This is a genomic window from Mycobacterium sp. KBS0706 (assembly GCF_005938675.2).
GTDB lineage: Bacteria > Pseudomonadota > Alphaproteobacteria > DSM-16000 > Inquilinaceae > Inquilinus.
Window position 1 is genome coordinate 1 of record NZ_VCCH02000114.1, and the last position, 21037, is coordinate 21037.

Sequence of the window (21037 nt, forward strand, 5' to 3'; positions counted from 1 at the left end):
TTGTGGTGAGAGACCGTTTGTAAATACTACTGGCGCGGCCGTCTGACGGCGGTTTCTCCGCTTCCGGTGCTCACGCACCAAACGTGCGCTGCGCTCCGGTTCTCGAAACCACCGCCAGCCGACTCACACCAGCGCATTTCCAAACGGTCTCTGAGGGGGCGAGGGAGGCCGGGGCGCCCCCGGCCCTATCCCCGCTTCCGCAGCCAATGGGCGATCTCGCCGACGATGCCGCGGCGGAACAGCAGCACCACGACGACGAAGATGGCGCCGATCACCACCGTGACCGGCAAGGCGGATTCGGCCAGGTAGTTCTCCAGCGTCGTCACCAGCCCGGCGCCGACCAGCGGGCCGACCAGGGTGCCGATGCCGCCGAGCAGGGTCATCAGGATGACCTCGCCCGACATCTGCCACTGGATGTCGGTCAGCGAGGCCAGCTGGAACACCAGCGCCTTGGTGCCGCCGGCCAGGCCGGTCAGCGCCGCCGACATGACGAAGGCGGTCAGCTTGTAGGCGTCGACCCGGTAGCCCAGCGAGATCGCCCGGGGCTCGTTCTCGCGGATCGCCTTCAGGATCTGGCCGAAGGGCGAGTTGACGATGCGCCAGATGATGAAGAAGCCGAGGCCGAAGATCGCCAGCACGACATAGTAGAAGGTCAGCGTGTCGGACAGGTCGAGCAGGCCGAACATCCGATCCTGCGGCACCGACTGGATGCCGTCCTCGCCGCCGGTGAAGGGGGCCTGCAAGGCGACGAAGAACACCATCTGCGACAGCGCCAGGGTGATCATGGCGAAGTAGATGCCCTGGCGGCGGATGGCCAGGAAGCCCATCACCAGCCCCAGCGCCGCGGCGGCGGCGGTGCCGGCCAGGATCGCCAGCTCCGGCGGCCAGCCCCAGACCTTGGCCGCATGGGCGGTGACATAGGCGGCGCCGCCGAAGAAGGCGGCATGGCCGAAGGACAGGAGGCCGACATAGCCGATCAGCAGGTTGAAGGCGCAGGCGAACAGGGCGAAGCACAAGAGCTTCATCAGGAAGACGGGGTACAGGAGGTAGGGCGCGCCGAGGGCGACGACCGCCACCGCCAGGGCGATGGCGATCCGGGTGCCGCTCAGGCCCTCCGGGGCGCTGCGCTCGACCGCGGCCATCTCAGCGCTCCCGCCCGAACAGGCCGGCGGGGCGGACCAGCAGCACCAGCGCCATGATGACGAAGACCACGATGTTCGAGGCCGGCGGGTAGAACACCTTGGTCAGCCCCTCGAAGATGCCGAGCGCGAAGCCGGTGACGATGGCGCCCATGATCGAGCCCATGCCGCCGATCACCACCACGGCGAAGACGACGATGATCAGGTTCGACCCCATCAGCGGGCTGACCTGGTAGACCGGCGCCGCCAGCACCCCCGCCAGGCCGGCCAGGCCGACGCCGAAGGCATAGGTCAGGGTGATCATCCGCGGCACGTTGATGCCGAAGGCCTGGACCAGCGTCGGGTTCTCGGTGGCGGCGCGCAGCGTGGCGCCGAGCGGGGTCTTCTCGATCACGAACCAGGTGGCGAAGCAGATCACCACCGAGGCCAGCACCACCCAGCCGCGATAGATCGGCAGCACCATGAAGCCGAGATTGACCGCGCCGGTCAGCATCGCCGGCGGGCTGTAGGGCTGGCCCGAGGTGCCGTACAGGCTGCGGAACAGCCCCTCCAGCATCAGGGTGACGCCGAAGGTCAGCAAGAGGCCGTAGAGCGGGTCGAGCCGGTAGAGCCGCGACAGGAACAGCTTCTCCAGCACGATCCCGGTGATGGCGACCGCGATCGGCGCCAGCACCAGCGCCGGCCAGTAGCCGATGCCGAGGAAATTCAGCAGCATCCAGGCGGCGAAGGCGCCCAGCATGTACTGCGCGCCATGGGCGAAGTTGATGACGTTGAGCAGGCCGAAGATGACGGCCAGGCCAAGGCTCAGCAGGGCGTAGAAGGAGCCGTTGATCAGCCCCAGCAGCAGCTGGCCGAACAGCACCTGGGTCGGGATGCCGAGCAGCGGGATCATGGCGTGGTCCCCATCTCAGACTCCCAGCGTCTCATGCAGCAGGTCCATCTTGCCGGCCATCTCCTCGCGCCGGATCTCGGCCACCACCCGGCCGTCCTCCATCAGGTAGTGACGGTCGGCCAGGGTGCTGGCGAAGCGGAAGTTCTGCTCGACCAGCAGGATGGTCATGCCCTGCGCCTTCAAGGTGCGCAGCAGCTCGCCGATGCGCTGCACGATCACCGGCGCCAGCCCCTCGGTCGGCTCGTCCAGCAGCAGCAGGCGCACGCCGGTGCGCAGCACCCGCGCGATCGCCAGCATCTGCTGCTCGCCGCCCGACAGCTTGGTGCCCTGGCTGCCGGCCCGCTCGGCCAGGTTGGGGAACAGGCGGTGGATCTCGGCCAGGCTCATGCCGCCCTCGGCCACCTTGGGCGGCAGCGTCAGGTTCTCGGCCACCGACAGCGAGGCGAAGATGCCGCGCTCCTCCGGCACATAGCCGATGCCGGCGCGGGCGATGCGGTGCGGCGGCGTCCGCAGCAGGTCGGCGCCGCCCATGCGGATGGTGCCCTGGCGGCGGCGCAGGATGCCCATGATGGCGCGCAGGGTCGAGGTCTTGCCGGCGCCGTTGCGGCCCAGCAGGGTCACGGTCTCGCCCGGGAACACGTCGAGGTCGACGCCGTGCAGCACATGGCTCTCGCCGTAATAGCCCTGCAGCCCGCGGACATGCAGCAGCGGCTCAGTCATGCTCCGACCCCATATAGGCCTCGCGCACCCGCGGGTCGGCCGAGACCTCGGCGTAGCTGCCCTCGGCCAGGATCTCGCCGCGCTGCAGCACCGTGACCCGGTGGCAGAGATCGGCGACCACCGACAGGTTGTGCTCGACCATCAGCACGGTGCGGTCGGCGCCGACCTTGCGGATCAGCTCGGCGATGCGGCCGATCTCCTCATGGCCCATGCCCGCCATCGGCTCGTCCAAGAGCAGCATCGGCGGGTCGAGCGCCAGGGTGGTGGCGATCTCCAGCGCCCGCTTGCGGCCATAGGACAGGTCGACCGCGGCGGTGCGGGCGAATTCGGTCAGGTTGACCGCCTCGATCAGGTCGAGGGCCCGCGCGTCCAGCCGGCGCAGCACCCGGTCGGAGCGCCAGAACTGGCGCGACAGCCCCTCCGGCCGCTGCAGCGCCACCCGGACATTCTCCAGCACCGTCAGATGCGGGAACACCGCCGAGATCTGGAACGACCGCACCAGGCCGCGCCGCGCCACCTCGGCCGGCTTCAGCCGGGTGATGTCCTCGCCGCGGAAGGCGATGCGGCCGGAGGTCGGCTGGTGGAACTTGGTCAGCAGGTTGAAGACGGTGGTCTTGCCGGCGCCGTTCGGCCCGATCAAAGCGTGGATCGTGCCCTCGCGCACGCTGAGGTCCACGCCCTTGACCGCGAGGAAGCCGCGGAAGGCCTTGGTCAGGCCCTCCGCCACCAGGATCGGCTGGGATGCTGCCATCAGCCGGCTATTTCTTCGCCGTCAGCGGGCAGCCGCTCTCCTGCGGGTTCAGGAAGGCCTGGTCGCCGGGGATGGTGGCCAGCAGCTTGTAATAGTCCCAGGGCTTGCTGCTCTCGGACGGCGCCTTGACCTGGAACAGGTACATGTCATGCACCATGCGGCCGTCCGGCTGCACCTTGCCGTTCTTGGCGAAGACGTCGTCGACCGGCAGCTCCTTCAGCTTGGCGGCGACCTTCTCGCCGTCATCGGTGCCGGCGGCCTGCACCGCCTTCAGATACTGCAGCACCGAGGAGTATTCCGAGGCCTGGACCGAGTTCGGCATGCGCTTGGTGCGATCGAAGAAGCGCTGGGCGAAGGCCCGGCTCTCGTCGTTGCGGTCCCAGTAGAAATCCTCGGTCAGCACCAGCCCCTGCGCCGCTTCGAGGCCCAGGCCGTTGACCTCGGACAGGGTGAACAGCAGGCCGGCCAGCTTCTGGCCGCCTTCGACGATGCCGAACTCCGCCGCCTGCTTGATCGCGTTGGCGGTGTCGAGGCCGGCATTGGCCAGCCCGACCACCTTGGCGCCGGAGGCCTGGGCCTGCAGCAGGAAGGAGGAGAAGTCGGTGGTGTTCAGCGGGTGCCGCACGCTGCCCAGCACCTTGCCGCCCTTGGAGGTGACGAATTTGCTGGTCTGGTCCTCCAGCGAATAGCCGAAGGCGTAGTCCGCGGTCAGGAAGAACCAGCTGTCGCCGCCCTGCTCGACCAGCGCGCCGCCGGTGCCGACCGCCAGCGCATGGGTGTCGAAGGCCCAGTGGAAGCCGGTGGGCGAGCAGGCCTTGCCGGTCAGGTCCGCGGTCACGGCGCCGGAGGTGATGGTGACCTTGTGCTTCTCGGCCGCCAGCGCCTGCACGGCGAGGGCGACGGAGGAGGTGGTGAGCTCGCTGATCATGTCGACACCATCGACGTCGAACCATTGCCGGGCGATGTTCGAGCCGATGTCGGGCTTGTTCTGGTGGTCGGCGGAGACGATTTCGATCGGGGCGCCCAGCACCTTGCCGCCGAAATCCTCGACCGCCATCTTGGCGGCCTCGACCGACCATTTGCCGCCGTAATCGGCATAGACGCCGGATTGGTCGTTCAGGACGCCGATCTTGACGACATTGCCCGAGACCTGGGCCGCGGCCGGCCAGGCGAGGCCTGCGGCCAGCAGCCCGACAGCAACAGCGTTCCGCTTCATGATGCCTCCCCGAGGACGGTTCATTCGCAAGGATTTTAGGATTTCGGGGAACCCTGCCTGAGTCGGGGGCGGCGGTGCAATCGCGTTTTCGCAGTGCGGGAGGAAATCCGGTACTGTTTTCCCATTCGAGCGGAGGACTCCGATGCGAAACTCCCTGATCGGCTTGGCCTTTCTCGCCGGGTTCGGCCCGGCGGCGGCCGGCGAGATCGCCAGCGCCTATACCGAGCTCGACCTCGGGCGGGATTGCGCGGTGGTGGCCGTGGCCGGTCCGGATGACGGCGACTGGCAGGACTTCGTATGCAGCGGCTGGCGCGGCTATCCGGTGCTGCTGTCGACCGCCGACCTGCGGTCCTCGGTGTTCTACGGCTTCCCGCCGACCGGCAACCGGCCGTTCGAGACCTTCGCCGGCTTCAATTCCGTGGGCTCCCGGATCGAATGGCGGATCGAGACCGACGGCGACCGCAGCACGCCCTTCGCCACGATCCATCGCTGGACCGTCGACGGGGCGGAGGGGCAGCGCACCGAGGTGCTGGTGGTGGCCAGGATCGGGCAGCTCGACAAGCGCGAGGGCTGCACCGTCGGCCTAGTCGCCGTCCCGGGCAACCCCGGCGCCAACGAGGCGGCTCGCAAGCTGGCCGACGAGCGAGCCCGAAGCTTCGCCTGCGGCACCGACAGGCCGGTCGAGGTCGGCCGCCTGCCCAGCTTCGGCGGGGCGGCGATCGGACGGCAGTGACGATGCCGTCCGAAGCGCGGGGAGAAGCGCCGCCTATGGCCGTGCCACGGAACCGGGAGGCGCGCGTCGACGCGCCTCCCGCTCGTGCTCACACCGAGGCGCGCAGCTGCCGCGCCGCCGCGACCATGTTGGCCAGGGCCGGCCGCACCTCCGTCCAGCCGCGGGTCTTCAGGCCGCAATCGGGATTGATCCAGATCTGCCGGTCGGACAGTCGCTGTCGGGCCAGCGCGAGCAGCGCCGCGATCTCCTCGACCTCCGGCACGCGCGGCGAGTGGATGTCGTAGACGCCCGGCCCGATCTCGTTCGGGTAGCGCCAGGTCGTGAACGCGTCGAGCAGCTCCATCTTCGAGCGGGAGGTCTCGATCGAGATCACGTCGGCATCCATCGCGGCGATGGCGTCGATGATCTGGTTGAACTCCGAATAGCACATATGGGTGTGGATCTGGGTCTCGTCCCGGACGCCGGAGGCGCACAGGCGGAAGCCCTCGACGGCCCAGTCCAAATAGGCCTTCCAGTCGGACCGACGCAGCGGCAGGCCCTCGCGCAGCGCCGCCTCGTCGATCTGGATCATCGCGGCGCCGGCCTCCTCCAGGTCAAGCACCTCGTCCCGGATCGCCAGCGCGATCTGCCGGCACGCTTCGCTGCGGGGCAGGTCGTCGCGCACGAAAGACCAGTTCAGGATTGTGACCGGCCCCGTCAGCATGCCCTTCACCGGCCTTTCGGTCAGCGACTGAGCGTAGCTCCACCATCCGACGGTCATCGAGCGCGGGCGCGACACGTCGCCATACAGCACCGGCGGCCGGACGCAGCGCGAGCCGTAGGACTGCACCCAGCCATGCTTGGTGAAGGCGAAGCCGGCCAGCTGCTCGCCGAAATACTGCACCATGTCGTTGCGCTCGAACTCGCCATGCACGAGGACGTCGAGGCCGATCTCCTCCTGCCAGCGGATGGTGCGCGCCGTCTCCTCCTGCAGGAAGGTCTCGTACTGCCCGTCGGTCAACACGCCCTTGGCATGGGCCGACCGGGCTTTCCGCACCTCGGCGGTCTGCGGGAACGAGCCGATGGTGGTGGTCGGAAACAGCGGCAGGCCGAAGCGCCGGCGCTGCGTCTCCGCCCGGACCGCGAAGACGCTGCCGCGGCGGGCCATGTCGGCGGTGACCGCCGCCATCCGGGCGGCCACCGCGGCGTCATGCACCTTCGGCGAGGTCTTGCGCGCCGTTGCAGCCTTGGCAGAGGCCTCCAGCGCGTCGGCCACCGGGCCGCGGCCCTGCGCCAGGGCCCGGCCGAGGGCCGAGAGCTCGCCCATCTTCTGCACGGCGAAGGCCAGCCAGCTGCGCAAATCGGGGTCGAGCCCGTCCTCCAGCTCCAGGTCGATCGGCACGTGCAGCAGCGAGCAGGATGGGGCGATCTGCACCCGGTCGGCGCCTCGGGCGGCGACGATCGGTTCCAGCAAGCCCAGCAGCGCCGGCAGGTCGGCGCGCCAGATGTTGCGGCCGTCGATCACGCCGAGCGACAGCACCAGCCCGGGCGGCGCCTTGTCCAGCGCGGCGGCCAGCTGCCCCGGCGCCCGCACCAGGTCGAGATGCAGCCCGGCCACCGGCAGGGACAGGGCCGTCGCGAGGTTGTCGCCAAGGCCGCCGAAATAGGTCGCGACCATGATCTTCAACTGCGGCACCGCCTGCGCCAGCGCGGCATAGGCGCGGTGCAGCGCGGCGTGGGCCGCGTCGTCGAGGTCGAGCACCAGGCACGGCTCGTCGATCTGCACCCACTCGGCCCCTTCGGCCGCCAGGCGCTGCAGCAGATCGGCATAGACCGGCAGCAGCCCGTCCAGCAGCGACAGCGGGTCCGGCACGCCCTTGCCGAGCTTGAGGAAGGTCACCGGGCCGAGCAGCACGGGGCGGGTCCGGTAGCCCAGTGCCTTGGCCTCGCGGTACTCGTCGACCGGCTTCAGCGAGGCCAGAGCGAAGCGCTGCCCCTCGGCGAATTCGGGGACCATGTAGTGGTAGTTGGTGTCGAACCACTTGGTCATCTCCTGCGCTGACACGCCATGGCCGTGGCCATGGCCGCAGGCGGCGTCGCCGATACCCGTCTCGGATCCGCGCGCCATGGCGAAATACGTCGCCAGCGGCACCGCGCCGCCGGTCCAGCCATAGGTGGCGGGGGTCGCCCCGACCATGACGCTGGTGTCCAGCACCTGATCGTAGAAGGAGAAGTCGTTCGACGGTATCACGGTGACGCCGAGCGCGTGCTGGCGTGCCCAGTTGGCGGCCCGCAGCCCGGCAGCCGCCTCCAGCAGAGCCTTCTCGTCGGACTTGCCCGACCAGAAGCTTTCGAGGGCCGTCTTCAGCTCGCGGCGCGGACCGATCCGCGGCGTGCCCAATGTGGCGACAGCAAGAGAAGGAACAAACATCGGCTTGGACTCCAGAGTTGGAGGCAAAGGCCGAGCGGACGCATGCGCGGTCCCGGACGGCGGGCGCCGGCGGAGTCGCGAGCGCACCACCGGGACACCCCGCCCAGGGACGTTATGGTGTCGCGGCAGGTCTCCTGGCTCGCGGGTCGTCGCCTCGGTCCGGCCTTCCCGAAGCCTTTCAGCTCCAGTGACCCGGAATGGACCTCGGCTCGCCGCTCACAGTTGCGGGGGCAGCGCCGGCCTTGCCCTGAGGCGCACCGGCTTCCCTCTTAGCTCCGGACCGAAATCCGCAGAACCACGACGGGTCCAGTATCGGGCGGTCCGGCACGCTCGTCAATTTCAATATAAAGACATGCTTATGTCGTTGTGTGGCGCCGTCGCGCCCCCCGCCGCCCTCGGTTGATGTCGCGGCTGGTGGCGGCGGTCATCAGGCGGTCGAGCAGCGCGGGCCGGGACCAGCCGCTTCACCCAGGACACCGCCTTGGCATCGGCACCCGGGCGCAGCCGCGCCAGCATCCGCCGAGCTTCGGCCAGGCGCAGCAGCCGGTCCGCCGTCCGGTCGCCGCCGCCCGCTCCGGTGGCACCTCGCCCAGCGCCGCGCGGCGGCGCATGGCCCGGTCGTACTTCCGGCGATAGGACGAGTCCGCCGCCTATGGCAGCGCCATGGACGGAAGCCTAGGACGAGCGGTTCGCGGGCGGCGCCGAGATGATCAGATAGTATTCGGCCGGCTCGGATGTCCGGTTCTCGAGCCAGTGTTCGACATCCGCCTCGAAATACAGGCAATCACCCTCGTTCAGCGCCGTCTCGTGGTCCAGGGTCGCGACGACCACGCGACCCCGGGAGGCCACGACGTGCTTGCCGGTCCCCGACGGGTGCGGTGGCGAACGGCCGGTCGATGTGTTCGCCGGCAGATGGTGAAGAACGACTTCGACGGTCATACCGGGCATGTTTGGCGACAGCAGGGCGCGTTCGAACCCCGTTTCCGGATCCCGGAACACCTGGCGCTGATCCTTCGTCACGAGCGCGAAGGCGCGACGCGTCGGCGCCTCGTCACCGACAAGGGACGAGAATGAGGCGCCGAGAGCGTGCGCGATCTGCTTGGCGATGCCGATGGTCGGACTCTTCTCGCCACGTTCGATCTTGGACAGCATCGCCCGGCTCACCCCGGACAATCTGGAGAGCTGTTCAAGCGTGAGGGTCTCCCGCTCGCGGATGGTTCGGACCCGGTCGCCAAAAGCGCTGACAGCATCGCGTGCTTCAGGCCGGGATTGTCCAGGGGTCCTCAAGTGGCTCCGCTTTCCGCTCGCATGCTTCGGCGGGCATCCTAGATACGGGGCGGGCGCATGTCACTCGCGGGCGGCCGGCCAAGGCGCCAACGGGATCAGAGCGGCAGGAACCGATAGGCCTGCCCGGCACGCTCGACAGACCCGACGCCCGGGAAATCGAGGTGCGCACCGGCGACGAACACACCGCGCCGTGCCGAGCGCTCCAGCAGCCTCCGTCGCGTTGAACGCGCCTGACCCTGATCGGCATCGTACTCCCAAGTCAGCTCCGGCCTTTCGAACTGGATCGAGGGCACATGGACGAGATCCCCCCAGATCAGCAGAGTCTCGCCCCCGCCCGACACCTCGAATGCGGTGTGTCCGGCTTCATGACCATGCGCCTCAACGGCGGTGATGCTGTCGCTCAGCCTGAAGCCGTCCCCGAACGGCAGACGCGTTTGGCGAAACCGGGAAAGCCGCTCGTCCTCATCGAACATCGACACTTCCTCCTGCGGCACAAGCAGCCGCTGGAGGTTGGGAAACGCGTCCGAGCCGTCGGCGGCCACCAGGCCGTGAACGTGGTCTGCATGGGTGTGCGTGACGGCGACGGTCCCGATGCTCTCACGCGCCACGCCCGCCTCGGCCAGTGCATCGAGCAGCGAGCCCATCGTCGGCAGCCATGCATTCGCCGCTCCCGTATCGATCAGCACGGCCTGGTCGCGATCGATCACCAGAAAGGCGTTGACCGATAGACGGAGGTGCCCGTCGACCAGTTTCACCTGGGCCGGCATGTCCGATCCAAAAGGACGGTCGCCCGCTTGACGCAGCCGGCTGGGCGGCATGTCCACATAGCCGTCGCGGAGAGCGACCACGATGAGATCGCCGAATTCGTAGCGCGCGAAGTTTATGCCGGACGCTGTCCGTTTCAGACGCCGCTCACCGGCGGAGGCATGTTTCTGCGAAGCGATCGTACCGGCCGCTCCCGGAATGTCGTGACGTGTCATGGCGCCAAAGCCCTCAGATAGGAGCACAGGTCACTCCATGGTGATGACTGTGCCGAGGCGGGACCCAACCTGGCCATCCCGATGGGATATCTTCTATAGCAGAATTGAATCTCCTATAGAAGAATTTCATCTGGCAATGGTGCGCAGCCACGGCGGCATCCGGGGGGAGACGGCCAGGCGCAGCAGCAGGTCCGCGGCCCGATCGCTGATCGCGGCCGCGCGTTCCGGTGATATGCCGCGGGGGCCTGTTCGCTAGTCCTTCATCCGATGGGCCGTGATGATCCACGCACGCGAATCGAACAGCACGCCGTCCGGGGTCAGATGCGCTTCGAGCAGGCCGCGCAGCCGCTGCCGCGCCGCATCGCCCTCGGCATCCGTCCGGGCCAGCAGATCCCCGGCGAATTGCAGGCCGGTCACGGCCTCGCAGGCCGCATCGACATCCGGGCCATAGAAGACCGGCTTGTGGACCTCGGCAAACTCGACCGAGACGAAGCCGGAAGCGTGCAAGAGGTCCGTGGCGACGGCCGGATCGCCCAGCGAGAACGCCGCGGGGGCATCCGCCGGCAGGGGAACGCCCGGTTCCAGCGCCTGCCGGATGACGGTCGCCCACTCGTTGCGGTCCCGGCCCTGCCACACCATCCACACCAGGCGCGCGCCCGGCCGCATCGCCCGGCCGATATTGGCGAAGGCCGCCGCCGGATCGGCGAAGAACATCGTCCCGAACCGGCTCATGCACAGGTCGAAACCGGCAGGGGGAAACACCCGCAGCTGGGCGTCGGCCTCGTCGAAATCGACGTTCCGCAACCCTTCCTCCGCGCTGCGCCGGCGGGCGATCTCGAGCATCGGCGCCGACGTGTCGACGCCCAGCACGCTGCCCTGCACCGCGATGCGGGCGGCCTCGCGCGTGGTCTGTCCCGCGCCGCAGCCGATATCGAGCACGCGGTCGCGCGGTCCGATCTCGAGGGCCGCCCGGAAGGCCTCGTTGTGCCGCCGAAGTTCGGCGTCGTAGAAATCGGCACAGTTCAACACCATCGCTTTCCCGCCCTCCTCGTCCGTCACCTGGCGTCTTCGGCCCCCGACGGTCCGGCCGCCAGGTCAGGCCTTCCGCCTGGCCTGCAGGATCGGGATCGGCGATTTCAGGCGATCCTCCGCCTCGGCCTTGGCGAAGATCTTCCGCACCACGTCCATCCCCTCGACCACCCGCCCGAAGGCGGCAAAGCCCTGGCCGTCCGGATTGCGGCGCCCGCCGAAATCCAGCTCGGGCTGGTCGCCGATGCAGATGAAGAAGGCGTTGCTGGCCGTGCCGGGCGCGAGCCGCGCCATCGACAGTGTCCCGTCCTGGTGCTTCAGGCCGGTGACGCTGGTCGGCTCATGCGCGATCGGCGGCAGAGGCGGCGGGGCGTCGTCGTTGCCGTCGGCCGCCCGCCAGCCGAACTGGATCACTTCGATCTTGGCCCGGACGGTGTCGGGCTGGTTCGCCATCGACACGATGCGATAGACCGACTGGTTGTCGAGCAGCCCCTTATCGACATAGGCCAGGAAGTCCGCGGCGGACAGCGGCGCACGGTCGGGATAGACCTCGACCGTGAAGTCCCCCAGCGCGGTGGCGATGGCGACCTGAGGGTCGGTCGCCGCCCGCCCCGACGCCGGCAGCAGGGGAAGCGTCGCCAAGCCGGCCAGCACCGCGCGCCGGGCCGGTCCTGCCCTGAGACGTGGATCCCATTTTCCGTCAGCCATGTCGCCCTCCCCTCCCCGAGACATCGCCGACGACGAGTTCGGCGAAGATGGATGCAATGGTCAAGGTCCGACGCATCGCTTGATCGCAGATCCTCAATTCAGCCCGCGGCTGGTGGCGAAGATCATCAGGCGGTCGAACAGCGCCGCCGGGATCAGCCGCTTGACCCAGAATACCAGCTTGGCATCGGTGCCCAGGCGCAACCGCGGCGGCATGCGGCGGGATTCGGCCAGGCGCAGCAGCCGGTCCGCCGTCCGGTCGCTGGTTGCGGCCGCCTGCTCCGGTGGCACCTCGCCCAGCGCCGCTCGGCGGCGCATGGCCCGGTCGTATTTGCGGCGATAGGGCGAATCCGCTGCCGGCACCGGATGGTCCAGCCGGGCGTTGAAGCCGGTGTCGTGGCGCCCGGGCTCGACCGCGCAGACCTGCACGCCATGCGGCGCCAGCTCCAGCCGCAGCGCCTCGCTGAAGCCGGACACGCCGTGCTTGCTGGCGGTGTAGATCGTCATGAACGGCGTGCCGATGAAGCCCAGGACCGAGGAGATGTTGATCACCCGGCCGCGGCTGCAGCGCAGCGCCGGCAGCAGGTCGCGGGTCAGCAGGATCGGGGCCTCGAGATTGGTCGCGATCTGGCGCCGGATCTGGTCGTCGTCCAGCGCTTCGAGCGGGCCGTACAGGCCGTAGCCGGCATTGTTGATCAGGCAGTCCAGGCCGCCGGCGACCGCGACCGCCACCACCGCCCGCTGCGCCGGGTCGGTGACGTCGAGCGACAGCACGGTGACGCCGGGGATGGCGGCCAGCGCCGCGGCCTCGGGCCGGTCCGCGGGGCCGCGCAGCGTCGCCAGCACCGACCAGCCGGCGGCGGCGAAGCGCTTCGCCGCCGCGAAGCCGAAGCCGGAGCTGCAGCCGGTGATCAGCACGGTTTTCATGCGTCGTCTCCCCCCGATCGTGCCGACATACCATGCTTCCGCAGCAGGTGGCGCAGCTGGTCGTAGCCGAGGCCGAGCGCCGTGGCGGCACGGCCCTGATGCCCGCCATGGGCCTGCAGCGCCGCTTCCAGCCAGCGTTTCTCCACCGCCGCGATCTCGGCCCGGAAATCGTAGGGCAGGGCCGGTGTCGCCGAGGCAGGGCGGGGGGCGCCGGCCCCGGTCTGCAGGCCTTTCGGCCGCCAGGGCGAGGCGAAGGGGTCCAGCACGATCTCGGTCACCGGGTCGCCCGGCGGGGTGCGGTAGACCGCGCGCTCGACCGCGTTCTTCAGCTCGCGGATGTTGCCGGGCCAGGGATGGCCGCGCAGCGCCGCGGCCGCCGCCGGCGCGAATCCCGGGAAGCCCGGGCGGTCCAGGGCATGGGCCATGGCCTGGGCGAAGTGGCCGGCCAGGAGCGGGATGTCCTCCGGCCGGGCGCGCAGCGGCGGCACGGTCAGCACGTCGAAGGCCAGCCGGTCCAAGAGGTCGCCGCGGAAGCGCCCGGCCGCGACCTCGCCCGGCAGGTCGACATTGGTGGCGGCGACGACGCGGACGTCGACCGTCATGGTTTGGGTGCCGCCGACCCGTTCGATCTCGCCGTATTCGATCACGCGCAGCAGCTTCTCCTGCACCCGCAGGCCGGCGTTGGCCAGCTCGTCCAGGAACAGGGTGCCGCGGTCGGCGCGCTCGAACCGGCCGACATGGCGCCGGACCGCGCCGGTGAAGGCGCCGGCCTCATGGCCGAACAGCTCGCTCTCCAGCAGCTCGGGCGACAGGGCGGCGCAGTCCAGCTTGACGAAGGGCCGGTCCCAGCGCGGCGACAGGAAATGCAGCCGCGCCGCGATCAGCTCCTTGCCGGTGCCGCGCTCGCCGATCACCAGCACCGGCCGGTCCAAGGGCGCCGCGGCCGAGACCCGGTCCAGCAGGTCGGCGAAGGCGGGCGATTCGCCCAGCAGATGCGGCAATCCGTCGGCCATGGATCCGGCTCGGTGAAATTTTCCGAAGGATTGGAAATTTTCGCCGAATGATCAAGGGTGGATCGGGAGAAGCGGCGGAATCTCGCCGAATCCGACTCTGGCACGGCCCTTGCAACCTTGGGGACGACCCGAACGCATCGGGGCTTGAGGAGGACCAAATGAGCTACGGCTTCGACCCGACCGGCACCCGCGCCCGGCACCATGCCGGGGCCGCCGACTGGCGCCGCACGGGCGGGCGCCTGCTGGCCTGGATCGCCAGCCGGCCGACCGAGAACTGGGTGTTCTTCGGCGCCGGCGTGCTGATCGCTTCCCTGTTCCTGTAGGATCAAAGAGGACCATGTGATGGGTATCTTTTCCCGCCTTGGCGATATCATCAACTCCAATCTCAACGCCATGCTCGACCGCGCCGAGGATCCCGAGAAGATCGTCCGGCTGATCGTGCAGGAGATGGAGGACACGCTGGTCGAGGTGCGCGCCGCGGCCGCCCGCTCGATCGCGGAGAAGAAGGACATCCTGCGCAAGGTCGACCAGCTCGAGGCGGCGCAGGCCGAATGGCAGCGCAAGGCCGAGCTGGCGGTCGAGAAGGGCCGCGAGGACCTGGCCAAGGGCGCCCTGGTCGCCAAGGCCCAGGCTGCGACCGCGGCCGAACTGCTGCGCCGCGAGTTGGAGACGATCGAGGCCGCGCTGGCCAAGACCAACGAGGATCTCGGCCGGCTCGAGGCCAAGCTGACCGAGGCCAAGAACAAGCAGAAATCCTTCGCCATCCGACACGACGCGGCGCGCGACCAGATCCGCATCCGCACCCAGCTGCATGACGGCCGGATCGACGAGGCGCTGGCCCGCTACGAGCAGATCGAGCGCAAGATCGACACGCTGGAAGGCCAGGTCGAATCCTTCGATCTCGGCCGGCGCAAGACGCTGCAGGACGAATTCGCCGATCTCGAGGCCGAGAGCGGCGTCGAGAAGGAGCTGCAGGCGATCAAGGCCCGCCTCGGCCGCACCGGCGGCTGATCGGTTTCGTCAAACCGGCCCGGCGGGCAACGCCGGGCCGCAGCCGCAAGGACGGACATGTTTCACGCCTTCTTCTTCGTTCCGGTCATCGTCTTCATGGTGATCGTGGCGCCGATCTGGCTGGTGCTGCACTACGTCACCCGCTGGCGCTCCTCACGCACCCTGTCGCGTGAGGACGAGCGCATGCTGGTCGACCTGTGGGAAAGCGCCAAGCGGATGGAGCACAGGATCGTGACGCTCGAGAAGATCCTCGACGCCGAGGCGCCGCAGTGGCGGAGGCCGACGCCGTGACCGACCGCTTCACCGACTCGCCGAACCCGCATCGCATCTACCGCGACCCGGACAATGGGGTGTTCCTCGGCGTCTGCGCCGGGATCGCCGCCTATTTCGGCGTCTCGCCCGGCAAGGTCCGCTTCGGCACCGTCATCCTGGGCCTGATCTTCTTCCCGCACATCCTGATCGCCTATCTGGCGGCGGCGGTGTTCCTGAAGCGCCGGCCGCGGCTGCTGTACCGCAGCCCGGACGAGGAGGTGTTCTGGCGCTCGGTCTCGGTCCAGCCGGCCGACACCTTCTCCGCCATCCGCCACAACTTCCGCGAGCTGGAGCAGCGCCTGGCCGGGATGGAGCGCTACGTCACCTCCAGCGAATACAAGCTGAACCGGGACTTCCGTGACCTCGAAGGCCGCTGAGTCTTCCGGATCCACCCTGAAAGAAAGGAGCCAGCAATGGCCGCCTCCTACCGACCGGATTACGACATCGTCTCGCCGCGCGGCGCGCGCGGCGGCCTGAGCACGGTCGGCCATGTCGTCTATGCGATCTACGCCGTCTCGCTGTTCACCGCCCTGCCGATGCTGATCGGCGTGGTGATCGCCTATCTGGCGCGCGGCGACGCCCGCGGCACGGTCGGCTGGGACCACTTCACCTGGGCGATCCGCACCTTCTGGGCATTCCTGCTGCTCGGCCTGCTGTTCGGCGCCCTGACCTGGGTGCTGGTCGGCTGGCCGCTGCTGGGCCTGCTGTGGCTGTGGACCGCGTATCGCATCTTCCGCGGCTGGATGGCCGTCGCCAACGGCACGCCGCTGTACCGCTGAAACCGGGCCGGCATGGCCGGCCGATCGAGGAGGGATCGTGATGGGTTCGTTGCAGACCTTGGCCTTCCTGGCGGGACTGGGCACCGCCGATCCCTCCGCGGCGGAGCTGCCGGTCGACCTCTCGGGGGTCGACACGGTGGTGGTGTCCGGCGGCGGCCTGTCGGTCGCCGCCACCACCGATGCCGGCCGGCCGCTGCTGGCGACGCTGGACGAGGCGGAGGATTGCGCCGCGACCCTGCGGGTCGAAGGCCGGGTCCTGACCGTCGATGTCCGCGAGCAATCCTCGGTCTGGCCGCGCGACTGCCGGCCGGCCCTGTCGCTCAATCTCCGGCCCGGCGCCGACCTGTCCCTGCGGCCGGCCGCCGTTTCGGCCACGCTGAACGGCCGCTTCGGCGCCGTCGCGGTCCAGGCCCAGGCGGCCGAGCTGTCGCTGGCCGGCCAGGCCCGCACGCTCGACCTGTCGGCCAAGGCGCTGCAGGCGACCCTGCGCGCCGACGATCCGGGCCAGGCCATCCGCATCCAGGCCAAAGCCGCCGATCTCGACCTCGGCTTCCGCCGCGGCACCCCGGTCAGCTATGTCGTCGACGCCCGGGTCTCCGTGGTCGACAGCGCCATCCCCGCCAGCGCCGGAGCCCCGCCGCTGGTGTCGATCAAGGGCGAATTCGTCCGCGCCCGCATCGGCTACGCCGACTGACGCCCCGGCGGCTGGCGCCGACCTTCCGAAAAATCTGCAGTTCCGATGCCGTGCCCGACGGGCGCGAAGGAGGAGTCATGAGGTTCGTGATCGTGGCGCTGTCGACGATGCTCCTGTTCGCCGCGGGGCCGGCGGAGGCGGTCGGGTTCCAGTGGGCGACGGCGCCGGACCCGACGGACCGGCCGCTGGCGATCGGCATCTGGTACCCCAGCGACGCGCCGGTGCCGGAGCAGCCGAACACCCCCGTCCGCCAGGCGCTGGCGCTGGACGGGACGATCCGGGGCGATCACTTGCCCCTCATCATCATCTCCCATGGCAGCGGCGGGTGGCTCGGCGGCCATGCCGACCTGGCGAAGGCCCTGGCCGAAGCCGGCTTCGTGGTGGTCGCGGTCACCCACACCGGCAACAACTATCGGGACGACAGCTACCCGGCGGTGCGCAAGCTCGTCGACCGGCCGCGCCACATCAGCCGGGTGCTCGACTACATGCTGGCCGACTGGCCGGGGCACGATCGGCTCGACCCCTCACGGATCGGCATCTTCGGGTTCTCGCTCGGCGGCTTCACCGCCCTGGTGGCGATCGGCGGGACGCCCGACCTGGGGCTGCTGGTCGCGTATTGCCGGGAGCATCCCGAGGAGCCGTCCTGCCTCGACGGCAAGGAGAGCAATTCGGACACGGCTGGGGCGCCCGTGCACCCGGCCCCGGCCTGGGTCCACGACCCACGCATCCGGGCCGCGGTGATCGCGGCGCCGGGACTGGGTTTTGCCTTCGACAAGGCGGGGCTGGCTTCGGTCACCGTGCCGGTCCAGCTGTGGAACGGGATCGAGGATGAAAGGGTGCCCATGGCCACCAACCTGGAGGTGGTCCGCGAGGCCCTTCCGACCCCGCCCGATGTCCATCTGGTCGACGGTGCCGGCCATTTCGCTTTCCTGCAGCCGTGCCCGCCGAAGCTCAAGGAGCTTGAGCCCGAAACCTGGGCGATGATCTGCGTCGACCCGCCCGGCTTCGACCGGGCCGCCTTCCACCGGCAGCTCGACGCCGAGATCACCGCCTTCTTTCGCGCGCATCTCGGGGCCGGCAGCTGACCGCATCGGGGAAATTCCGCCCCGTTCCCTTGCAATAGCGGATCATCGCCCCTAAAACAGACAGCAGACGCATCGATCTGCCGGCCAGATCCGGCCGTTGGCGCGTCTGTTGTCGTGTCCGGATTCGATCCGGATCGGCAATCTTTACGGAAAATTGACATGGAGATCTGACCGCGCATGACGCCGCAGACCGTCGACTCGACTGCCTTCGCCGACGTGATTTCCGGTATGGCCCTGTTCTTCGACGTCGATGGCTGCCTGATCGACTTGGCGGAGCGGCCCGAGGACGTGGTGGTGCCGGCCGGCCTGATCGGCGATCTCGAGCGGCTCTCCGCCCGCGTCGGCGGCGCCCTGGCCCTGGTCTCCGGCCGCGCCATCGCCGATCTCGACCGGCTGTTCCCGTCGCTGGCCCTGCCGGCCGCCGGCCAGCACGGGCTGGAATGGCGCGCGACGCCGGCGGGGTCGGTCGAGCGCGTTCCGGTCGACCGCGCGGTGCTCGGCCGGCTGGTGGCGGCGCTGACCGAATTCGCCGCCGGGAAGCCCGGCCTGCGGGCCGAGCCCAAGGGCGCCGCGGTGGCGATCCATTACCGCCAGGCGCCGGCACTCGGCTCCGAGGTCATCGCCTTCGCCGAGACGCTCCTGGCTGGGACGCCGGGCTGGCACGCGCTGGCCGGCAAGATGGTGGTCGAACTCAAGCCCGACGGCGTCGACAAGGGCGCGGCGGTGGAGCGTTTCCTGGCGCTGCCGCCCTTCGCCGGCCGCCGGCCGCTGGCGGCGGGCGACGACGTCACCGACGAGGACGCCTTCGCCGCGGCGCTGCGCCATGACGGCATCGCACTGCAGGTCGGCGACAGGGAACCGACCGTGGCGAACCGGCGTTTGCCTGATCCCGCGGCGATGCGCGCCTGGATCGCGCACGCCTCCCGCTGACGAAAAGGGACCGGCATGGGCCGCCTGATCGTGGTCTCGAACCGCATCGCCCCGGTCGAGGAGGGCAAGGCACCGCAGGGCGGCCTCGCCGTCGCCGTGCTGGCGGCGCTGAAGGAGGCCGGCGGCGTCTGGCTGGGCTGGAGCGGCAAGCTGGCGAAGGAGGCGTCGGGGGAGCCGAAGCTGAAGCGCGCCGGGCCGCTGACCTATGCCATGCTCGACCTGACGCCGGAGGATTTCGACCTCTACTACAACGGCCACGCCAATTCGACGCTGTGGCCGGTGTTCCACTACCGCAGCCAGCTGGTGCACTACAGCCGCGCGGCGGAGGACGGGTATCGCCGGGTCAACGCCCAGTTCGCCGACGCCCTGATGCCGCTGCTGCGGCCCGGCGACCGGATCTGGGTGCAGGACTACCAGCTGATCCCGCTCGGCCGGGCGCTGCGCGACCGCGGCGTCACCGCGCCGATCGGCTTCTTCCTGCACACGCCGTTCCCGACGCCCGAGGTGCTGCGCACCCTGCCGACCTATCGCGAGCTGCTGCGCGACCTCGCCGCCTATGACGTGGTCGGGCTGCACACCGCGCGCGACCGCGACGCCCTGCTCGCCGCCTGGCACCGCAGCTGGCGCGAGACCACCGACGGGCGGGTCGAGATCGACGGCCGCCGGATCGTGGTCGAGGCCTTCCCGATCTCGATCGAGACCGAGGAGATCGCGGCCGACGCCCCGGCCGCCTGGAACATGCGGTCGGCGCACCGGCTGCGCGACAGCCTGGTCGGGCGCGACCTGATCATCGGCGTCGACCGGCTCGACTACTCCAAGGGCCTGCCGCGCCGCTTCGAGGCGTTCCGCACCCTGCTCGAACGCTGGCCGGACCGGCGCGGCCGGGTCAGCTACATGCAGATCGCGCCGCCGACCCGCAGCGACGTCGCCGAGTACCAGGAGATCCGGCACCAGCTGGAAAGCCTGGCCGGGGCGGTCAACGGCGAGTTCGCCGATATCGACTGGGTGCCGCTGCGCTACCTGAACAAGAGCGTGCCGCGCAAGACGCTGCTCGGCTTCTACCGCTCGGCCAAGGTCGGGCTGGTGACGCCGATGCGCGACGGCATGAACCTGGTCGCCAAGGAGTATGTCGCGGCCCAGGATCCGGAGGATCCGGGCGTGCTGGTGCTGTCGGAATTCGCCGGTGCGGCGGAGGAGCTGGATTCGGCGCTGATCGTCAACCCGTTCGACGTCGAAAGCGTGGCCGAGGCGCTGGAGCAGGCCCTGATCATGCCGGTGGAGGAGCGGCGCGAGCGCCATGCCGCGATGATGCGGGTGCTGCGCGGCAACGACATCGGCCATTGGCGCCGCCGCTTCATGGCGGCGCTGGAAGGGGCGGCGGCTTAGCGGGCTACAGGTATCGCTTCCGGATCGAGGTCTTCAGCGTGTCCAGCAGCACCGCGGCCAGCACCAGGACGCCCTGTATCACCTGGGTGTAGTGCGGCGGCATGCCCATGACGTTGATCGCGGTCTGGATCGCGGCCAGCAGCAGCACGCCGGCGAACACGCCGGACAGGCCGCCGACGCCGCCCTTCAGGCTGACGCCGCCGATCACCACCGCGGCGAAGGTCTGGAACAGCATGCCGAAGCCGAGATTGGCGGTGGCGCCGGCGGTGCGGGCGGCCAGGAGCCAGCCGGCGAAGGCGGCGAGGCCGCCGGCCAGGACGAAGGCGATCATCACCAGCCGGTCGACCCTGATCCCGGCGCGGAACGGCGCCTGCGGGTTGCCGCCGACCATGTAGAGATGCCGGCCGAACGGTGTCTTCCTCAGGATGAATCCGAAGACGACGAACACGGCGATCAGGATCAGGCCCGGCACCGGAATGCCGAAGAGATTGCTGGTCGAGACGGCGCGGATCTCGGCGGGCAGGCCGAAGACCGACCGGCCGCCGGATGACGCCACCACGGCGCCGCGCAAGGCGATATAGCCGGCCAGGGTGACGATGAAGGCGTTGATCTTGAACCGCACCACCAGCACGGCGTTGACCAGCCCGACCATGCATCCCACCAGGATCGCGCCGACCAGCGTGACCGGCACCACCAGCCAGGGCGGGTCCAGCGCCCAGCCCAGCCCGGCGCCGGCGGTGCCGAACAGCAGGGCCGTGATCATCGCCGCCAGCGCCATGACCGATTCGACCGAGAGGTCCATCTGCCCGGCGATGATCACCAGCGACAGCCCGACGGCGAGGATGCCGACGAAGGTCGACTGCTCCAGGATGTTGGTGAAGATCCCGGTCTGGAAGAAGCCCGGAATCGCGAGGGAGAAGATCGCCAGCACGACCAGCAGGATCAGCCAGACCAGGTTGTCGAGCACCGGCTCGATCCAGGCGCGGCCGCGCCGGTCGGCGGTTGGGGAAGCGGGCACGGTGCGGTCCATCATCGGTC

23 protein-coding genes and 1 riboswitch are annotated in these 21037 nt (G+C 69.6%); of the genes, 10 read left to right on the forward strand and 13 right to left on the reverse strand.

Translation table 11 applies throughout. The annotated features are described in order from the left end of the window. Positions 1-185 precede the first annotated feature (185 nt). Genes FFK22_RS35890 through FFK22_RS35910 form a run of 5 tightly spaced genes read right to left on the reverse strand, consistent with a single transcriptional unit; the run spans position 186 to position 4718 of the window. On the reverse strand, positions 186-1142 hold the full coding sequence (locus FFK22_RS35890; RefSeq protein ID WP_138887000.1) for a branched-chain amino acid ABC transporter permease: 957 nt from the start codon (positions 1140-1142) through the stop codon (positions 186-188). 1 nt (position 1143) lies between these two features. After that, the gene (locus FFK22_RS35895) at positions 1144-2031 is read right to left on the reverse strand and encodes a branched-chain amino acid ABC transporter permease (protein WP_138887001.1); all 888 of its coding nucleotides are present in this window, start codon (positions 2029-2031) and stop codon (positions 1144-1146) included. 15 nt (positions 2032-2046) lie between these two features. Further along, the gene (locus FFK22_RS35900) at positions 2047-2751 is read right to left on the reverse strand and encodes an ABC transporter ATP-binding protein (RefSeq protein ID WP_138887002.1); all 705 of its coding nucleotides are present in this window, start codon (positions 2749-2751) and stop codon (positions 2047-2049) included. Next, entirely contained in the window at positions 2744-3502 is a 759-nt protein-coding gene (locus FFK22_RS35905; RefSeq protein ID WP_138887003.1) for an ABC transporter ATP-binding protein, read from the reverse strand. The genes FFK22_RS35900 and FFK22_RS35905 overlap by 8 nt, the downstream gene beginning before the upstream one ends. A 7-nt stretch (positions 3503-3509) precedes the next feature. Further along, positions 3510-4718: an ABC transporter substrate-binding protein gene (locus FFK22_RS35910; RefSeq protein WP_138887004.1), complete on the reverse strand. Its 1209-nt coding sequence runs from the start codon at positions 4716-4718 to the stop codon at positions 3510-3512. Between the two features lie 142 nt (positions 4719-4860). Here FFK22_RS35910 and FFK22_RS35915 point away from each other — a divergent pair, with 142 nt between their 5' ends. Next, the gene (locus FFK22_RS35915; protein ID WP_138887005.1) at positions 4861-5451 is read left to right on the forward strand and encodes a hypothetical protein; all 591 of its coding nucleotides are present in this window, start codon (positions 4861-4863) and stop codon (positions 5449-5451) included. Positions 5452-5539: 88 nt separating this feature from the next. On the opposite strand, the gene metE is transcribed toward FFK22_RS35915, so the two are convergent. The 7 genes from metE to pspF form a co-directional block, all read right to left on the reverse strand. Continuing rightward, positions 5540-7861: a 5-methyltetrahydropteroyltriglutamate--homocysteine S-methyltransferase gene (gene metE, locus FFK22_RS35920; RefSeq protein ID WP_138887006.1), complete on the reverse strand. Its 2322-nt coding sequence runs from the start codon at positions 7859-7861 to the stop codon at positions 5540-5542. Between the two features lie 106 nt (positions 7862-7967). Further along, a riboswitch (cobalamin riboswitch) is annotated at positions 7968-8176 on the reverse strand. 360 nt (positions 8177-8536) lie between these two features. After that, the gene (locus FFK22_RS35925; protein WP_221939105.1) at positions 8537-9148 is read right to left on the reverse strand and encodes a helix-turn-helix domain-containing protein; all 612 of its coding nucleotides are present in this window, start codon (positions 9146-9148) and stop codon (positions 8537-8539) included. Positions 9149-9243: 95 nt separating this feature from the next. Then, the gene (locus FFK22_RS35930) at positions 9244-10128 is read right to left on the reverse strand and encodes an MBL fold metallo-hydrolase (RefSeq protein WP_138887007.1); all 885 of its coding nucleotides are present in this window, start codon (positions 10126-10128) and stop codon (positions 9244-9246) included. A gap of 252 nt (positions 10129-10380) precedes the next feature. After that, on the reverse strand, positions 10381-11187 hold the full coding sequence (locus FFK22_RS35935) for a class I SAM-dependent methyltransferase (protein WP_306770224.1): 807 nt from the start codon (positions 11185-11187) through the stop codon (positions 10381-10383). Positions 11188-11223: 36 nt separating this feature from the next. Continuing rightward, positions 11224-11865: a peptidylprolyl isomerase gene (locus FFK22_RS35940; protein WP_138887008.1), complete on the reverse strand. Its 642-nt coding sequence runs from the start codon at positions 11863-11865 to the stop codon at positions 11224-11226. Between the two features lie 93 nt (positions 11866-11958). Beyond that, complete coding sequence (locus tag FFK22_RS35945) at positions 11959-12789, reverse strand: SDR family NAD(P)-dependent oxidoreductase (RefSeq protein ID WP_138887009.1); 831 nt, start codon at positions 12787-12789, stop codon at positions 11959-11961. Then, the gene (gene pspF, locus FFK22_RS35950; RefSeq protein ID WP_138887010.1) at positions 12786-13802 is read right to left on the reverse strand and encodes a phage shock protein operon transcriptional activator; all 1017 of its coding nucleotides are present in this window, start codon (positions 13800-13802) and stop codon (positions 12786-12788) included. Before pspF ends, FFK22_RS35945 begins: the two co-directional genes overlap by 4 nt. Positions 13803-13960: 158 nt before the next feature. Between pspF and FFK22_RS43430 the strand changes: the two genes are divergently transcribed. The 9 genes from FFK22_RS43430 to otsA all read left to right on the forward strand — a co-directional run bounded on the left by FFK22_RS43430 (position 13961) and on the right by otsA (position 19999). Beyond that, entirely contained in the window at positions 13961-14125 is a 165-nt protein-coding gene (locus tag FFK22_RS43430; protein ID WP_186002847.1) for a hypothetical protein, read from the forward strand. Positions 14126-14144: 19 nt separating this feature from the next. Continuing rightward, entirely contained in the window at positions 14145-14813 is a 669-nt protein-coding gene (gene pspA, locus FFK22_RS35955; protein WP_138887011.1) for a phage shock protein PspA, read from the forward strand. Positions 14814-14870: 57 nt separating this feature from the next. Next, positions 14871-15104, forward strand: coding sequence for an envelope stress response membrane protein PspB (pspB, locus tag FFK22_RS35960; protein WP_138887012.1), 234 nt, complete (start codon positions 14871-14873; stop codon positions 15102-15104). Continuing rightward, entirely contained in the window at positions 15101-15502 is a 402-nt protein-coding gene (gene pspC / locus FFK22_RS35965) for an envelope stress response membrane protein PspC (protein ID WP_186002848.1), read from the forward strand. Before pspB ends, pspC begins: the two co-directional genes overlap by 4 nt. 36 nt (positions 15503-15538) lie before the next feature. Next, the gene (locus FFK22_RS35970; RefSeq protein ID WP_138887014.1) at positions 15539-15904 is read left to right on the forward strand and encodes a hypothetical protein; all 366 of its coding nucleotides are present in this window, start codon (positions 15539-15541) and stop codon (positions 15902-15904) included. A 40-nt stretch (positions 15905-15944) separates the two neighbouring features. After that, a complete protein-coding gene (locus tag FFK22_RS35975) occupies positions 15945-16598 on the forward strand; it encodes a hypothetical protein (protein WP_138887015.1) in 654 nt (217 codons plus the stop codon). Between the two features lie 77 nt (positions 16599-16675). Beyond that, a complete protein-coding gene (locus FFK22_RS35980; RefSeq protein ID WP_138887016.1) occupies positions 16676-17683 on the forward strand; it encodes a dienelactone hydrolase family protein in 1008 nt (335 codons plus the stop codon). 177 nt (positions 17684-17860) lie between these two features. Next, positions 17861-18613: a trehalose-phosphatase gene (gene otsB, locus FFK22_RS35985; protein ID WP_138887017.1), complete on the forward strand. Its 753-nt coding sequence runs from the start codon at positions 17861-17863 to the stop codon at positions 18611-18613. A gap of 15 nt (positions 18614-18628) precedes the next feature. Continuing rightward, complete coding sequence (gene otsA / locus FFK22_RS35990) at positions 18629-19999, forward strand: alpha,alpha-trehalose-phosphate synthase (UDP-forming) (protein WP_138887018.1); 1371 nt, start codon at positions 18629-18631, stop codon at positions 19997-19999. A gap of 4 nt (positions 20000-20003) precedes the next feature. Here otsA and FFK22_RS35995 read toward each other — a convergent pair. After that, a partial coding sequence (locus FFK22_RS35995) for an ABC transporter permease (RefSeq protein ID WP_221939106.1) occupies positions 20004-21037 on the reverse strand: 1034 nt, incomplete at its 5' end.

What these genes read in the sequence shown, in the direction of transcription:
- FFK22_RS35890 (WP_138887000.1), bottom strand. Translation starts at nt 1,142, where the DNA reads ATGGCCGCGGTCGAGCGCAGCGCCCCGGAGGGCCTGAGCGGCACCCGG.
- FFK22_RS35895 (WP_138887001.1), bottom strand. Translation starts at nt 2,031, where the DNA reads ATGATCCCGCTGCTCGGCATCCCGACCCAGGTGCTGTTCGGCCAGCTG.
- FFK22_RS35900 (WP_138887002.1), bottom strand. Translation starts at nt 2,751, where the DNA reads ATGACTGAGCCGCTGCTGCATGTCCGCGGGCTGCAGGGCTATTACGGC.
- FFK22_RS35905 (WP_138887003.1), bottom strand. Translation starts at nt 3,502, where the DNA reads ATGGCAGCATCCCAGCCGATCCTGGTGGCGGAGGGCCTGACCAAGGCC.
- FFK22_RS35910 (WP_138887004.1), bottom strand. Translation starts at nt 4,718, where the DNA reads ATGAAGCGGAACGCTGTTGCTGTCGGGCTGCTGGCCGCAGGCCTCGCC.
- FFK22_RS35915 (WP_138887005.1), top strand. Translation starts at nt 4,861, where the DNA reads ATGCGAAACTCCCTGATCGGCTTGGCCTTTCTCGCCGGGTTCGGCCCG.
- metE (WP_138887006.1), bottom strand. Translation starts at nt 7,861, where the DNA reads ATGTTTGTTCCTTCTCTTGCTGTCGCCACATTGGGCACGCCGCGGATC.
- FFK22_RS35930 (WP_138887007.1), bottom strand. Translation starts at nt 10,128, where the DNA reads ATGACACGTCACGACATTCCGGGAGCGGCCGGTACGATCGCTTCGCAG.
- FFK22_RS35940 (WP_138887008.1), bottom strand. Translation starts at nt 11,865, where the DNA reads ATGGCTGACGGAAAATGGGATCCACGTCTCAGGGCAGGACCGGCCCGG.
- FFK22_RS35945 (WP_138887009.1), bottom strand. Translation starts at nt 12,789, where the DNA reads ATGAAAACCGTGCTGATCACCGGCTGCAGCTCCGGCTTCGGCTTCGCG.
- pspF (WP_138887010.1), bottom strand. Translation starts at nt 13,802, where the DNA reads ATGGCCGACGGATTGCCGCATCTGCTGGGCGAATCGCCCGCCTTCGCC.
- FFK22_RS43430 (WP_186002847.1), top strand. Translation starts at nt 13,961, where the DNA reads ATGAGCTACGGCTTCGACCCGACCGGCACCCGCGCCCGGCACCATGCC.
- pspA (WP_138887011.1), top strand. Translation starts at nt 14,145, where the DNA reads ATGGGTATCTTTTCCCGCCTTGGCGATATCATCAACTCCAATCTCAAC.
- pspB (WP_138887012.1), top strand. Translation starts at nt 14,871, where the DNA reads ATGTTTCACGCCTTCTTCTTCGTTCCGGTCATCGTCTTCATGGTGATC.
- FFK22_RS35970 (WP_138887014.1), top strand. Translation starts at nt 15,539, where the DNA reads ATGGCCGCCTCCTACCGACCGGATTACGACATCGTCTCGCCGCGCGGC.
- FFK22_RS35975 (WP_138887015.1), top strand. Translation starts at nt 15,945, where the DNA reads ATGGGTTCGTTGCAGACCTTGGCCTTCCTGGCGGGACTGGGCACCGCC.
- FFK22_RS35980 (WP_138887016.1), top strand. Translation starts at nt 16,676, where the DNA reads ATGAGGTTCGTGATCGTGGCGCTGTCGACGATGCTCCTGTTCGCCGCG.
- otsB (WP_138887017.1), top strand. Translation starts at nt 17,861, where the DNA reads ATGACGCCGCAGACCGTCGACTCGACTGCCTTCGCCGACGTGATTTCC.
- otsA (WP_138887018.1), top strand. Translation starts at nt 18,629, where the DNA reads ATGGGCCGCCTGATCGTGGTCTCGAACCGCATCGCCCCGGTCGAGGAG.